A 13,334-nucleotide genomic window follows, 5' to 3' on the forward strand; every position below is an offset into this window, starting at 1 on the left:
ACTGCGGGAGCGGCGGGATCAGACGGCGAGCGCCTGCTTCACCTGCGCCAGGGACGGGTTGGTCATGACGGCCTCGGTACCCGTGGAGCCGACCACCAGGACGGTGGGAACGGTCTGGTTGCCCCCGTTGGCCTTCTCGACGAAGGCCGCGGACTGCGGGTCCTGCTCGATGTTGATCTCGTTGTACGTGATGCCCTCGCGGTCCATCTGGCTCTTCAGCCGACGGCAGTAGCCGCACCACGTGGTGCTGTACATCGTCACAGTGCCCGCCATGTCTTCGCGCTCCTTGGTCTCGTCAGTCTTCTCAGACTCGTCTGTCGCATCCGTCTCATCCGTCACGCGGAGAAGCTGGACCGTGCGTCGCCGCACGGAAAGGGAACGTACGCGAGGCAACCACCATTCCCGCCGCCACCCCGCGCCGACCGGGACACGCTCCCCAGCATCAGCCGGGCCGCCACCCCGCATTAGTACGACAGATGCGGCCCCCCTGTGGACAACCTCCGCGTCCGCCTCTCCCGACCTGGCAGCATGGCGGGGTGACAGCAGCAACGCATTCCTCCCTTTTCCCGCAGGTCCCCGAGTCGGCCGACGCCGTGCTCGACGGCCTGGACCCCGAGCAGCGCGAGGTCGCCACGGCCCTGCACGGCCCGGTGTGTGTGCTGGCCGGAGCCGGTACGGGCAAGACGCGCGCGATTACCCATCGCATCGCGTACGGGGTGCGCGCCGGGATACTTCAGCCGACGAGTGTGCTTGCCGTCACGTTCACCAACCGGGCCGCCGGTGAGATGCGCGGACGGCTGCGCCAGCTCGGTGCGGGAGGGGTCCAGGCACGGACGTTCCACTCCGCCGCCCTGCGCCAGCTCCAGTACTTCTGGCCCAAAGCGGTCGGTGGCGACCTGCCCCGGCTGCTGGAGCGCAAGGTCCAGCTGGTCGCCGAGGCCGCGGCCCGCTGCCGCATCCGGCTCGACCGCAACGAGCTGCGGGACGTCACCAGCGAGATCGAGTGGTCCAAGGTCACCCAGACCGTGCCCGCCGACTACCCGGCCGTGGTCGCGAAGACCCAGCGCGACGCCCCGCGCGATCCGGCCGAGATCTCCCAGATCTACGCGACGTACGAGGAGCTGAAGCGCGACCGCTCGGTGATCGACTTCGAGGACGTGCTGCTTCTCACCGTCGCCATCCTCCAGGACCGCCACGACATCGCCGACCACGTCCGCCGCCAGTACCAGCACTTCGTCGTCGACGAGTACCAGGACGTCAGCCCGCTCCAGCAGCGGCTGCTCGACCTCTGGCTCGGCGACCGGGACACCCTGTGCGTCGTCGGCGACGCCAGCCAGACGATCTACTCCTTCACCGGAGCCACCCCCGACCACCTGCTGAACTTCCGCACCCGCCATCCCAACGCGACCGTGGTCAAGCTCGTCCGGGACTACCGCTCCACGCCACAGGTCGTCCATCTGGCCAACGGACTGCTCGGCCAGGCCCGCGGCCGCGCCGCGGAGCACCGGCTCGAACTGGTCTCGCAGCGCGAGCCCGGCCCCGAGCCCGCCTACACGGAGTACGCGGACGAGCCCTCGGAGGCCGAGGGCACCGCCCGCCGGATCCGCGATCTGATCGCCGCGGGAGTCCCGGCCGGCGAGATCGCCGTGCTCTACCGGGTCAACTCCCAGTCCGAGGTCTACGAGCAGGCCCTGGCGGACGCGGGCGTGCCGTACCAGCTGCGCGGCGCGGAGCGCTTCTTCGAACGGGCGGAGGTGCGGGAGGCGGGCGTCGCCCTGCGCGGCGCCGCCCGTGCCGGAGGCAACGACTCCCTGCTCGACGACGCGGAAGGACTGCCCGCGGAAGTGCGCGCGGTGCTCTCCACCAAGGGATGGACCACGGAGCCCCCTGCGGGTTCAGGGGCGGTGCGCGACCGCTGGGAATCCCTGGCAGCTCTCGTCCGGCTTGCCGAGGACTTCGAACGGGCCAGGCCGGGCGCGACCCTCTCCGACCTGGTGGCGGAGCTCGACGAGCGAGCCGCCGCCCAGCACGCACCCACGGTCCAGGGAGTCACCCTCGCCTCGCTCCACTCGGCGAAGGGCCTGGAGTGGGACGCCGTGTTCCTGGTCGGCCTGACCGAGGGCATGATGCCGATCACCTACGCCAAGACCGACGAGCAGATCGAGGAGGAGCGCCGGCTGCTGTACGTCGGCGTCACCCGTGCCCGCCTCCACCTCTCGCTGTCGTGGTCGCTCTCCCGCTCGCCCGGCGGCCGCGCCGGACGACGCCCGAGCCGCTTCCTCAACGGCCTGCGCCCGGGCTCGGTGCCTCTCGGCACGCGCGGCGCGGCCGGCGGCGGGATCGAACGAGGCCCGGGACCGGTCGCCAAGCGCAGCCGTCGCGGCCCTGCCCGGTGCCGGGTCTGCGGCAAGACCCTCACCGACGCCGGCGAGATGAAGCTGATGCGCTGCGAGGACTGCCCCTCCGACATGGACGAGGCGCTGTACGAGAGGCTTCGCGACTGGCGGGCGGTCAGGGCGAAGGAGATCGGTCAGCCCGCGTACTGCGTGTTCACCGACAAGACACTGATGGCGATCGCCGAGGCCGTACCGGGCAGCGAGGGCGAACTGGCGGTGATCTCCGGGGTCGGCGCGCGGAAGCTGGGCCGGTTCGGAACCGCTGTCCTGGCCATTTGTACAGGTGAGACGGTAGAAGAGGTGCTCGGGAAGGCGGCTGACGAGGTGTGAGAAAAACTCGTCGAAAAAATAGTTTGCGCCTGCCCCAGTCATCACCATAGGTTCTTAACCACGGGAACAGCGACTTCTCTGAAGCCCTGGTCCTGTGCTGTACTTATCCGAATACGTAGGATCGGCCCGCCGGTCCGCCCGAGACGCCGAGAGGAGGCGATTGAAGTGATCAGCATCATCAAGACCAACAAAATGACCGATCTTTCGGTCGTCTCCGCCTGCTCGCTCGGCCTCGCCTGCTCTTCCGAGTCCTCGCTCCGTGGCACCGGTCTGTCCGGCATTTCTGCCGCCCGTCCGCTGTCTCCGGCGAGCCTCCCCGTGCGGGAGCGCAATGAGCGACCGGCTCAGGCACCGGCAGCAGCAGTAGCGAAGGGACAGGCCCAGGCCTATGCCTTTGCGGCCGTCGGTGCGGGAGCGGAATCCGGCGCCAAGAAGCAGACGATGCAGCACCACACGATGTGGGCCTTCCGTGGGCCTGAACCCTGGAGTGATCCAGCCTGATCCACCATCAGGCCGGCGCCTTCAGGGCCGCGGAACCCCACTCGGGATCCGCGGCCCTTTTGTTTTGTCCGAACGGACGAGACAGCGCGAAGGAGCCTCGGGACAAGCAACACCCGGTACCAGCCGCCACCCGGCCAACAGGCCGGAACGACCAGACGAGGACACCACCCACCGTGCAACTCGAAGCGCACGCCCCGTCCGTACCGCCTTCCGACACGATCCCGCCGCCCGGCCTCACGGAGGACTCCACCTTGATCCCCCTCACTGCGCTCACCGCGCTCGACGACGCCATCGAGAACCTCGGCGTGCCCGTCCCGTGCCGCTCCTACGACCCGGAGGTCTTCTTCGCGGAGTCGCCCGCCGACGTCGAGTACGCCAAGTCCCTCTGCCGCACCTGCCCGCTCGTCGAGGCCTGCCTCGCGGGCGCCAAGGAGCGTCGTGAGCCGTGGGGCGTCTGGGGCGGTGAGCTCTTCATCCAGGGCGTCGTCGTCGCTCGCAAGCGGCCGCGTGGCCGTCCGCGCAAGAACCCGGTCGCGGCGTGACCGCCGGACTGGGGGTCACGGCCCCCAAACCCATGAAGCGCATCGGAACCATCGACCGTCCCCACACCCACGATCCCCGAAATCAGGCAGCAATGTCCATCCCCACCAATGAGCCCGTCGGCTCCGCAACACCGAACGTCACGATCATCGGCGCGAACGACTCGCGTCAGAACAGGACCCGCGAGATGCAACTCATCCCAGAAGCCCTGGCTCGTGCTCATATGCACGACCGCCTGAGGGAGGCCGACTCGCAGCGCCAGGCCGTGCGCCTGGTCACCGCGCGCCGGATGCAGCGCCGGGCCGAGCGTGCCTCGATGCGCGCCCGCCGAGCGCTGGCCATGGCGGTCATGCACTAGTCAGGCCGAACACCAGCAGCACCCGCTGCCGGGCAGCCGCTCTGCCCGGCAGCAACCAGTACCCATAGTCAGTACCCCTTCCGCGGGGCCGGTCCGAACGGGTCGGCCCCGCGGTCGTGCTGTGTGGTGGTGCCGCGCGGCGGGGCGGCGACGGCGCTATCGTCACGATGTGGACGAGGAGACCCATCACCGGATTCAGCAACCCGCGCAGAAGGACACCGCAGTCGTCACCTGTGCCCTGTGCGGTACCTCCGCCGACAGCGAGGCCGCAGCGCCGACCTGGATCTGCTCCGTGGAGAACGGCAGACGCCAGTACTTCTGCGAAGAGTGCGCCCGCACCCATATCAGGGCGATCGAGAGCCGTCTGGACTCCGCCTGGTGGTGACCCCGGTGGTGACCTGCCCGGCGGGAACACAGCCGGCCGTGACGCCCTGACCTACGCGCCGGAGGGCGCGTCGCCCGCCAACTCCTGCACCGCGGGCACCTGCTCGTCGGCCGACAGAAAACCCGGCAACCAGGATTCGAGCTCGTCGCGCAGCCGCACCGTCGCATCCAGCTGGCACAGCACCCCGATCGTGCTCAACGTCACCCGGTGTATCAGCAGATAGGCGGGTGGCAGATTCAACTGCTTGCCGAGCTGGTGCGCGGGGGAGCGGGGATCCGCGATCCGCGCCGCCTGATTGCGCAGCCAGCTCCGGGTGAACCTGAACTCCTCCACCTGCGCCGGCTCGATGATCGGGAGTAGGTAGTCGAGCACCGCATCCGGGTCGAGGTCGATCGAGTCCTTGACGAACCCCTCCTCGCGCAACCGCTCGTACACCGCCTCCGCATCGCCCGCCAGCGTCAGCCGCAGGGAGTCCCCGATGGTCTGCGGCAGACCGCCCGGCAGCCGGTCCACCGTCCCGAAGTCGAGCACTCCGAGCCGCCACTGCCCGTCATCGCCGGTCTCCTCGTCCGGGGGCAGCAGCCGGAAGTTGCCCGGATGTGGGTCCGCGTGCAGCAGACCGGTGCGCGCGGGCCCCGAGAAGAGGAAGCGCGCCAGCAACTGACCGGCCCGGTCCCGCTGCTCCGGCGTGCCCTCCGCGATCACGTCGGCCAGCGGAACACCGTCCATCCACTCCGTCACCAACACCTGGTCGGACTGGTGCACCACACCGGGGATCACGACATCCGGGTCGTCCGCGAACTCCTCGGCGTGATCCCGCTGCGACCGTGCCTCCTGCTCGTAGTCCAGCTCCTCCGAGACCCGGTCACGCAGCTCCGTGATGAGCGGTTTGATGTCCATTCCGGGAATCAACGGGCCGAGCAGGCGGGCGAATCTGCTGAGTTGGGTCAGATCCGAGAGCAGCGCCTCCCCGGCGCCCGGATACTGCACCTTCACCGCGACGTTCCGTCCGTCGTGCCACACCGCCCGGTGCACCTGACCGATCGAGGCGGCGGCCGACGGCTTGTCCTCGAATTCGAGGAACAACTCCCGCCAGTCCTCGCCGAGCCGCTCCTCCAGCACCGCGTGGACGGTGCCACTGGGCATGGGCGGTGCGGCTTCCTGCAGCTTGGTGAGCGCCGCCCGGTACGGTCCGGCGACCTCCTCGGGCAGTGCCGACTCGAAGACGGACAGAGCCTGCCCGAGCTTCATCGCCCCGCCCTTCAACTCGCCCAGGACCTTGAACAACTGGTCCGCGGTGCGCTGCTGCACCTCCCGGGCGACCAGCTCCGCCGATCTCCCGCCGATCCGCTTGCCCAGACCCCACGTCGCGCGGCCGGCGAAGCCCAGAGGCAGGGCGGCCAACTTGGCGGTACGGGTGACCGCCCCCCGGGGTAGATCAGACATGAGCCCCTCCAAATCCCAGACTGCCGTACCGCGTGCGGCGGTTACCCGGCCATTGTGTCCTGCGTCGCGTCGGTCCCGGAGGAGCGCTCCCTCTCAGTGTGCCCAGCCGCTCCGCAGGGACAGCCGAGCTGCGCTCCCATCCGCTCGGTCCGCCAGTCCAACAGCGGCAGCGCGGCCTCCCAGCGGGTCCCCGTGCTCGCGGGCAGCTCCCCGTCCAGAAAGGAGAGCGCATGAGCGGCCGCGAGCCCCGCAACCGCCGTGGCCAGCCCCAGGTCACAGGCCTGCACGGCAGTTCGCCGCCCGGACCGCCACTGGGACAGCATCCTGGTCCAGTCCTCGTCACGGCCCGCGCGGTCCAGTGCCAGGCAGCCGGCGCAGGCCGTACCCCCGGGCAGGACCAGGGGCCCGACGAATCCCGTCGCCTCCATCACCCCGGTATAGAGATGAGGGGTCCCCGACGCGATCCACGGTTCGGCCGGCCGAGGGTCGGGGACGTACGCCGCGAGGCCGTCGCGAGGGGCCACCACGATCAGCGAAAGCCCCGGCTCGCCACCGGCCCGGGAACCCGCCGTCTCCGCCGCCCGGGGAGCGGGACCCGCCGCGGATCTGCGCACCAACTGCCGGGCGGCGGTGTCCCTGCGCTCCCCGACGGCCGCCGGCGGAAGCCCGCCGGGCGAGACGTCCCACGGCTCGGTGTGGCCGCCGTCCAGAACCTCCACCCGGCCCACCCCGGACCCGGACAGCACCGCCGCGATCGCGGCACCGACCCGGCCGGCCCCCCGTACCTGGACGCGCATCGCCCGGCGGGCCGCCAGCCGCCGCATCCCGCCGCCCGGTTCGGGATGGACGACGGAGAGCGACGCCAGATCGGGGCGGTGCCGGTCCAGGGCGTCGGGCCGGTTGCGTAACGCATCGGTCTCCGGGCCGGCGGACCGCACATCGTCGATCAGCCCCGCGTTCGCCAAACGGTCCACCAAGGTGTCCACTTGATGGTCCGACAGGTCGAGTGTGCGGGCCTCCTCGCGCAGCAGCGGCAGGCCGCGCGTTCCGTCGAGCAGTTCCAGAAAACTGCCCGTGGCGATATCGAGCGGGCCGAACTTCACCGCATGGGCGTGAGTCACGCCGAATTGGACGGTGCCCCGGCTGCGCCATGCGCGGCGCAGTGCGGGCTTCAACATCGGATGCACGGCTACCCCCGGTCTGTGTTTCTTGATTCCTGTGCGCGGGCCGCGACCCGGATCTTCGCGAGGTCCGTTGTCAGAATGCAGGCAGGCGTCGAAGCGTGCAGAAAGTTATCCACAGGCATGGGGTATTAGTCGTTCAAATGGTGCATGCCGTGGAGTGGATCAAGCGTGAACCGTCCCGGAGGCGGGACTTCCCCCACCGACACCGGGTAACGTCGTGGCGTGCCCGCCGACCCGTCACCCGGATTCGCCGGGGAGACCCCCGCGCGCAGCGCCGGAACCCAGCAGCGCAGCGCGGCAGACCGTCCGCCCCGCGCCTCGGCAACGAGCGCGGTCGAGGTCCGCAGGAGCAATCGCCGCAGCAGAACGGTCTCCGCCTACCGGGAGGGCGACCGCACCATCGTGCTCATCCCGGCCCGGATGTCGGAGGCCGAGGAACAGCGCTGGGTGAGCGTGATGCTCGACAAGCTCGCGGCGCAGGAGAGCAGGAGCATCTTCGGCGACAGCGAACTGGCCGAGCGGGCCGAGCGGTTGTCCGCCCAGTACTTCGAGGGCCGGGCCAGGCCGGCGTCGGTGCGGTGGGTGACGAATCAGAACACCCGATGGGGCTCCTGCACCCCGGCGGAGGGCAGCATCCGTCTGTCGCACCGGTTGCAGGGCATGCCCGAGTACGTCGTCGACTACGTACTGGTCCATGAGCTGGCCCACCTGCTCGTCCCCGGCCACGGTCCGCGCTTCTGGCGGCTGCTGGAGGCGTATCCCCGTACCGAGCGGGCACGCGGTTACCTGGAGGGCGTGGTGGCGGCCGACCGGCTGCCTCATCTGCCCGCCGCACGCGGTGAGTGACGTCCACCGATTCTGTACCGGGTGTGTACCGACTTAGCTCGATGTCGGACTTTGCGGTTAGCCTGGCGCGACGCATTCACATTCGGGATGGGGGACGGTCGTTACGCATGGCCAGGGAATTCCAACGCGGCCACAAGGCCAAGATCAGCGATCTCACTCCGGGGACGGATCTGTACGTAGGTGTGCAGATCGCCGGTCCGGGACTGACCTTTGACATCAGTTGCTTCGGCCTCGATGCCAATGAGCAGCTCTCCGACGACCGGTATTTCATCTTCTTCAATCAGCCTAAATCGCCCGAGGAGTCCATTCAGCTCCTCGGTACCCAGGCCGGTGACACCGAGTCGTTCCGCGTCACCCTGGACCGCATTCCGGCGAACATCCACAAGCTGTCGTTCACCGCGACGGTCGACGGGGCCGGGCAGATGTCCCAGATCGGCCCCGGATACATCCGGATCGTCGCGGGCGGCGAGGAAGTCGTCAGGTACGCCTTCAACGGTTCGGAGTTCACCACCGAGCGCGCGGTGATGCTGGGCGACTTCTATCTGAAGGACGTCTGGCGGTTCGCCGCGGTCGGCCAGGGCTTCGACGGCGGCCTCGAAGCGCTGCTGAAGAACTTCGGCGGCGAGGTCGCCGAGGAGGCGCCCGCCGCACCTCAGCCGCAGGCAGCGGCTCCGTCGTTCGCCCCGCCCGCCCAGGCGGCCGCACCGGCCCCCGCCCCGTCCTTCGGAGCCCCGGCCGCACCGCAGGCGCCCCAGGCCCCGCAGCCTGCTCCGTCCTTCGGTGCTCCGGCAGCGCAGGCCCCGCCCCCCGCACAGCAGCAGATGCACGCGGCGCCGACGATGGCGGCACCGCTGGCACCGCAGGGCGGCACGGTGCCGCCGCCCGCTCCCGCCCCGGCTCCGTACGGGCAGCCGGGCCAGCCGCCCCAGCAGCCGCAGTTCGGGCAGGTCCCCGGCCAGGCGCCCCCCGCCGCCCCGTACGGCCAGCAGTCCCCCGCCCCGTTCGGCCAGCAGCCTCCCGGCATGCAGCAGCCCGGTGTGCCGCAAGGGGTGCCGGCGGCCGGTGCCGGTCTCCAGGCGGCACTCCAGCCGTACAAGGAGACCGCCACCGGTCAGCGCTGGACGCCGCAGAACCAGCAGCTCATGCGGGTCGACCTCACCATGGGCGGTACGCCCGTGCTCGCTCGCCAGGGCAGCATGGTGATGTACCAGGGCAAGGTCGACTTCAGCTACAAGGGCGCCGGTTTCGCCGGCCGCATGGTCGGCAACGCCACCGGCCAGGAAATGCAGCTGATGCGCTGCACCGGCCGCGGACAGGTCTTCCTCGCCGAAGACGGCTCCCATCTGCACGCCATCGAGCTCCAGGGCGACGGCATCTGCGTCTCGGCGGAGAACGTCCTCGCCTTCGACGAGTCGCTGCAGCACGAGGTCCGCAGGATCGAGGGCCACGGCATCCCCGGCGGCGCCCTGTTCACCATGCAGTTCCAGGGCACCGGCACGGTCATCGTCAAGACCCACGGCGTCCCCGTCGTCCTGCCCGTCACGCCGACCACCTTCGCCGACTGCAACGCCGTCGTGGCCTGGTCGGCAGCGTCCCAGGTGATCATCTCCAGCCAGGTCCGGCTGCGCCGCAACGCGTATCCGGGACACAGCGGGGAGACCGTGAACCTCCAGTTCCGGGGCGCTCCCGGCAACTTCATCGTCGTCCAGCCCTACGAGGTCTGAGGGAGCCCGTCATGAATCAGCAACTCGCGGGCTACGCCCCGACCCCCGTCACGGCCCGTATGGAGAACCACGGCCGCACGATGCTCAAGGTCGCCATGGCCACCGGCCAGGACCTCTACGCACGTACCGGCTCGATGGTCGCGTACGAGGGCTTCATCCAGTACGAACCCAACCCGCCCGCCGTCCGGCAGATCGCCTCCCAGTGGATCACCGGCGAGGGTGCACCGATCATGAAGTGCGCCGGCGACGGACTGCTCTACCTCGCCGACTACGGCGCCGATGTGGTCGTCATCAACCTCAACAACGACTCCCTCTCGGTCAACGGCACCAACGTCCTCGCCTTCGACGGTCATCTCACCTGGGGTGTGGAGCGGGTCAAGGGCCTCGCCAAGTTCGCCGGCCAGGGCGTGTGGAACGTCTGCATCTCGGGCACCGGCTGGGTCGCCATCACCTCGCGCGGCACACCGATCGTCGTCGACTGCGGACGCGGCGAGGACGAGACCTTCGTCGACCCGGACGCCCTCGTGGCGTGGTCCCCGAACCTCAAGGTGAAGGGAAAGCGCAGCTTCAAGGCCTCCTCGCTCATCGGGCGGGGCAGCGGCGAGGCGTACCAGATGGCGTTCTCCGGCCAGGGCATCGTCGTCGTGCAGCCGAGCGAGGACAGTACCGACCGCCTGCGGGTCCGGAACTGACGGGGGAGGAGAACACACCATGCAGAGTCCGCTTTTCAGCTACACGGAACAGCAGTCCCAGGACCGGTACACCGTCCAGAACCCGCAGCTCCTGCGGGTCTCGCTGACCGGCCACGACGACGTCCTCGCCCGCAAGGGCGCCATGGTCGCGTACCAGGGTCTGATGGAGTTCGACGGCGAATACCAGTCGCACGGGCAGCGCCGCGCCCGCGCGAACACCGGTGAGGGCCTCGACCTGATGCGCTGCTCCGGGCAGGGCACCGTCTACCTCGCCAACCTCGCGCAGTACATCCACGTGGTGGACGTCGACCGGGACGGCATCACGGTGGACAGCGCCTACGTCCTGGCGCTGGACTCCTCGCTGCACACCGAGGTCATCGCGGTGGACAGCCAGTACGGCATCTCGGGCACCGGGAAGTACCAGCTCAACATCTCCGGCACCGGCAAGGTCGCTCTGATGACCTCGGGCCAGCCGCTGATGATGCAGGTCACGCCGGACAAGTACGTCAACGCCGACGCCGACGCGATCGTCGCCTGGTCCAGCTCGCTGCGGGTGCAGATGCAGGCTCAGACACACTCCTCCGGTGTCTGGCGGCGGCGTGGGAACACCGGCGAGGGCTGGGAGCTCAGCTTCCTCGGCCAGGGCTTCGCCCTGGTCCAGCCGAGCGAGGTGCTGCCCCCGCAGAACCACGAGGTCGGCCAGGGCATCCGGGCCCAGTACGGCATGGGCCAGCAGGGTGCCCACGGTCAGAACCAGAACAACTCCTGGAACTGAGCCACAGCGCACCGGCACGCACGACACGGGTGAGGGGCGGTCTCCGCGGAGACCGCCCCTCACCCGTGTCGCAGGTCATTCCTACCGGCGCTGCTCCAGCGCGGCGCGGGTCCGCTCCATCAGCCGTACGACCGATGCGTCGGCCACCGAGGCGACCTCGTCGTACGCGAACCAGCGCAGGTCCAGCGACTCGTCGCTGATCTGCTCCGTCGCGCCCGAGGGCGCCACCGCCGCGTACTGCACGTCCAGATGCCAGTGGCAGGGCGCGGGGATCGGGTGGCGGTCCAGCGTCACCGGGCCGCCCGCGAGCAGGGTCAGGCCGGTGATGCCGGACTCCTCGGTCGCCTCCCGCAGCGCCGCCGCGGCGAGCGACGCGTCCTGCGGCTCGCAGTGACCGCCCATCTGCAGCCACATCCGGAGCTTGCGGTGGAGGGTGAGCAGGACCCGGCCGTGCTCCGGGTCGATGACCAGTGCGCTGGCCGTCAGATGGCCCGCTTCGCAGGCCTTCCACATGCCGTCGGGATGCTGTGCCAGATGGTCGAGATAACCCTGGCGCAGCTCGCCCTGGTCCGGACCCGCCGGGTTCTCGTACCCCTTCAGTACGAGAACGGCGTCGTCGTACAGGCTCACCGGTCGGTGTCACCCTTGCCGTCGTCCTCGCGGCCCTCGGCCTCCCCGGTGCCGGGCGCATCCTTGCCGTCCGCGTCCGCGGCGGGCTTCTGCGGGCCCTTCGCGGCCTCGCCGAGCATCTTGTCCAGTTCGGAGAAGTCCAGCTGCTCGTGGTGCACAAAGCCGTCCGGGTCGTCCAGGTCCTGGGCCGTCGGCAGCATGTCGGGGTGCTCCCACAGGGCGTCGCGCCCGTCGAGACCGCGCGCGTCGGTGAGGGACGCCCACAGGCGCGAGGCGTCACGCAGCCGCCGCGGACGCAGCTGCAGGCCGATGAGTGTGGCGAACGTCTGCTCGGCGGGACCGCCGGAGGCACGGCGCCTTCGCATCGTCTCGCGCAGCGCGTCCGCCGAGGTCAGACGGGACTTCGCGGCCTCGTGCACCACGGCGTCCACCCAGCCCTCGACCAGCGCGAGAGCCGTCTCCAGCCGGGCCAGGGCGGCCTTCTGCTCCGGCGTGTCCTCCGGCTGGAACATGCCCTGCTGAAGGGCGTCCTGGAGCTGCTCGGGCTGCGACGGGTCGAACTGGCCGACCACGTCCTCCAGCTTGCTGGTGTCGACCTTGATACCGCGCGCATACCCCTCGACGGCGCCGAAGAGGTGCGAGCGCAGCCACGGAACATGGGCGAAGAGGCGCTGGTGCGCGGCCTCGCGCAGGGCGAGATACAGCCGCACCTCGTCCTGCGGCACGCTGAGGTCCTTGCCGAACCGCTCGACGTTCAGCGGCAGCAGCGCGGCCTTGCCCGCCGGGCCCAGCGGCAGGCCGATGTCGGTCGAACCGACCACCTCGCCCGCCAGCACACCGACGGCCTGCCCGATCTGCTGGCCGAACATGGCGCCGCCCATCGACCGCATCATGCCGATCAGCGGGCCGGCCATCGCCTGCATCTCCTCGGGCAGCACATCGCCCATGGCGAGACCGACGCGCTCCGCCACCGGGTCGACCAGCTTCTGCCAGGCGGGAAGGGACGCCTCGACCCACTCCGCACGGCTCCACGCCACGGTCGAGACCGAACCGGAGGGCAGCGACGTCACGCCGTCCAGCCAGTGGTCGGCAAGGCGCAGCGCCTCGTCGACCGCGGACCGCTCGGACGGGCCGACGCTGGCGTCCTTGGTGCCGTCCGGCGTGCCCTGCGAGACCGTCTGGCGGGCGATCTGCTTGGCCATGTCCCAGTTCACAGGACCGCCCTCGTAGCTCAGCATCTGGCCGAGCTGCTGGAAGGCGGCGCCCAGGTCATTGGGGTTCATCGAGCCGAACATCGCCGCGAACGGGTTGTCCCCGCCCGCGCCGGGCCCGAAGCCGAACGGGTTCGCCGACCCGCCCGAGCCCTGCCCACCTCCGGTGGGGTCCTTCTTCTTGCCCTCGTCGCCGTTTTCCGGCTCCTCCGGCGGAAGGCCGAATCCGAATGGGGTGTCACTCACGGGGTTTCCTCGGCTCGTAGGGCCGCCGGCTCGAACCGACGGCGACTGCCCGACATCACCATCCAGCGTA

14 protein-coding genes are annotated in these 13,334 nt (G+C 70.0%); 9 read left to right on the top strand and 5 right to left on the bottom strand.

The genetic code is table 11. The features are described 5' to 3' along the window. Positions 1-18: 18 nt before the first annotated feature. The gene (locus OG978_RS27065; RefSeq protein ID WP_326767704.1) at positions 19-273 is read right to left on the bottom strand and encodes a mycoredoxin; all 255 of its coding nucleotides are present in this window, start codon (positions 271-273) and stop codon (positions 19-21) included. 263 nt (positions 274-536) lie between these two features. Between OG978_RS27065 and OG978_RS27070 the strand changes: the two genes are divergently transcribed. The 5 genes from OG978_RS27070 to OG978_RS27090 all read left to right on the top strand — a co-directional run bounded on the left by OG978_RS27070 (position 537) and on the right by OG978_RS27090 (position 4,510). After that, complete coding sequence (locus tag OG978_RS27070; RefSeq protein WP_442817751.1) at positions 537-2,726, top strand: ATP-dependent DNA helicase UvrD2; 2,190 nt, start codon at positions 537-539, stop codon at positions 2,724-2,726. Positions 2,727-2,891: 165 nt separating this feature from the next. Next, positions 2,892-3,227: a hypothetical protein gene (locus OG978_RS27075; RefSeq protein WP_326767706.1), complete on the top strand. Its 336-nt coding sequence runs from the start codon at positions 2,892-2,894 to the stop codon at positions 3,225-3,227. A gap of 173 nt (positions 3,228-3,400) precedes the next feature. Further along, positions 3,401-3,769, top strand: a complete 369-nt coding sequence (locus OG978_RS27080) for a WhiB family transcriptional regulator (protein WP_093549938.1) — start codon at positions 3,401-3,403, stop codon at positions 3,767-3,769. Positions 3,770-3,801: 32 nt separating this feature from the next. Further along, entirely contained in the window at positions 3,802-4,125 is a 324-nt protein-coding gene (locus tag OG978_RS27085; RefSeq protein ID WP_326770178.1) for a hypothetical protein, read from the top strand. 169 nt (positions 4,126-4,294) lie between these two features. Continuing rightward, positions 4,295-4,510 carry a hypothetical protein gene (locus OG978_RS27090; RefSeq protein ID WP_326767707.1) on the top strand — a complete coding sequence of 72 codons (216 nt, stop codon included), beginning with the start codon at positions 4,295-4,297 and terminating at the stop codon, positions 4,508-4,510. Positions 4,511-4,561: 51 nt separating this feature from the next. Here the strand turns inward: OG978_RS27090 and OG978_RS27095 are convergent, their stop codons facing one another. Both OG978_RS27095 and OG978_RS27100 read right to left on the bottom strand, forming a co-directional pair. Beyond that, positions 4,562-5,956 carry an ABC1 kinase family protein gene (locus tag OG978_RS27095; protein ID WP_326767708.1) on the bottom strand — a complete coding sequence of 465 codons (1,395 nt, stop codon included), beginning with the start codon at positions 5,954-5,956 and terminating at the stop codon, positions 4,562-4,564. 41 nt (positions 5,957-5,997) lie between these two features. Continuing rightward, entirely contained in the window at positions 5,998-7,143 is a 1,146-nt protein-coding gene (locus OG978_RS27100) for a ThiF family adenylyltransferase (RefSeq protein WP_326767709.1), read from the bottom strand. A gap of 219 nt (positions 7,144-7,362) precedes the next feature. Between OG978_RS27100 and OG978_RS27105 the strand changes: the two genes are divergently transcribed. From OG978_RS27105 to OG978_RS27120, 4 genes are all read left to right on the top strand, one after another. Further along, positions 7,363-7,986, top strand: a complete 624-nt coding sequence (locus OG978_RS27105) for a M48 metallopeptidase family protein (protein ID WP_326767710.1) — start codon at positions 7,363-7,365, stop codon at positions 7,984-7,986. Between the two features lie 107 nt (positions 7,987-8,093). Then, the gene (locus OG978_RS27110; protein ID WP_326767711.1) at positions 8,094-9,710 is read left to right on the top strand and encodes a TerD family protein; all 1,617 of its coding nucleotides are present in this window, start codon (positions 8,094-8,096) and stop codon (positions 9,708-9,710) included. 11 nt (positions 9,711-9,721) lie between these two features. Then, entirely contained in the window at positions 9,722-10,402 is a 681-nt protein-coding gene (locus OG978_RS27115) for an AIM24 family protein (protein ID WP_326767712.1), read from the top strand. Between the two features lie 19 nt (positions 10,403-10,421). Further along, positions 10,422-11,177, top strand: coding sequence for an AIM24 family protein (locus tag OG978_RS27120; protein ID WP_326767713.1), 756 nt, complete (start codon positions 10,422-10,424; stop codon positions 11,175-11,177). A gap of 81 nt (positions 11,178-11,258) precedes the next feature. Here the strand turns inward: OG978_RS27120 and OG978_RS27125 are convergent, their stop codons facing one another. Continuing rightward, complete coding sequence (locus tag OG978_RS27125; protein ID WP_326767714.1) at positions 11,259-11,807, bottom strand: NUDIX hydrolase; 549 nt, start codon at positions 11,805-11,807, stop codon at positions 11,259-11,261. Beyond that, positions 11,804-13,264: a zinc-dependent metalloprotease gene (locus tag OG978_RS27130; RefSeq protein ID WP_326767715.1), complete on the bottom strand. Its 1,461-nt coding sequence runs from the start codon at positions 13,262-13,264 to the stop codon at positions 11,804-11,806. The genes OG978_RS27125 and OG978_RS27130 overlap by 4 nt, the downstream gene beginning before the upstream one ends. Positions 13,265-13,334: the final 70 nt, after the last annotated feature.

Source organism: Streptomyces sp. NBC_01591, assembly GCF_035918155.1.
In the GTDB taxonomy this organism is placed as follows: domain Bacteria; phylum Actinomycetota; class Actinomycetes; order Streptomycetales; family Streptomycetaceae; genus Streptomyces.

Bases quoted from the DNA above. Each gene is read 5' to 3' on its own strand.
- OG978_RS27120 (WP_326767713.1), top strand. From the start codon at position 10,422: ATGCAGAGTCCGCTTTTCAGCTACACGGAACAGCAGTCCCAGGACCGG.
- OG978_RS27115 (WP_326767712.1), top strand. From the start codon at position 9,722: ATGAATCAGCAACTCGCGGGCTACGCCCCGACCCCCGTCACGGCCCGT.
- OG978_RS27095 (WP_326767708.1), bottom strand. From the start codon at position 5,956: ATGTCTGATCTACCCCGGGGGGCGGTCACCCGTACCGCCAAGTTGGCC.
- OG978_RS27085 (WP_326770178.1), top strand. From the start codon at position 3,802: ATGAAGCGCATCGGAACCATCGACCGTCCCCACACCCACGATCCCCGA.
- OG978_RS27065 (WP_326767704.1), bottom strand. From the start codon at position 273: ATGGCGGGCACTGTGACGATGTACAGCACCACGTGGTGCGGCTACTGC.
- OG978_RS27110 (WP_326767711.1), top strand. From the start codon at position 8,094: ATGGCCAGGGAATTCCAACGCGGCCACAAGGCCAAGATCAGCGATCTC.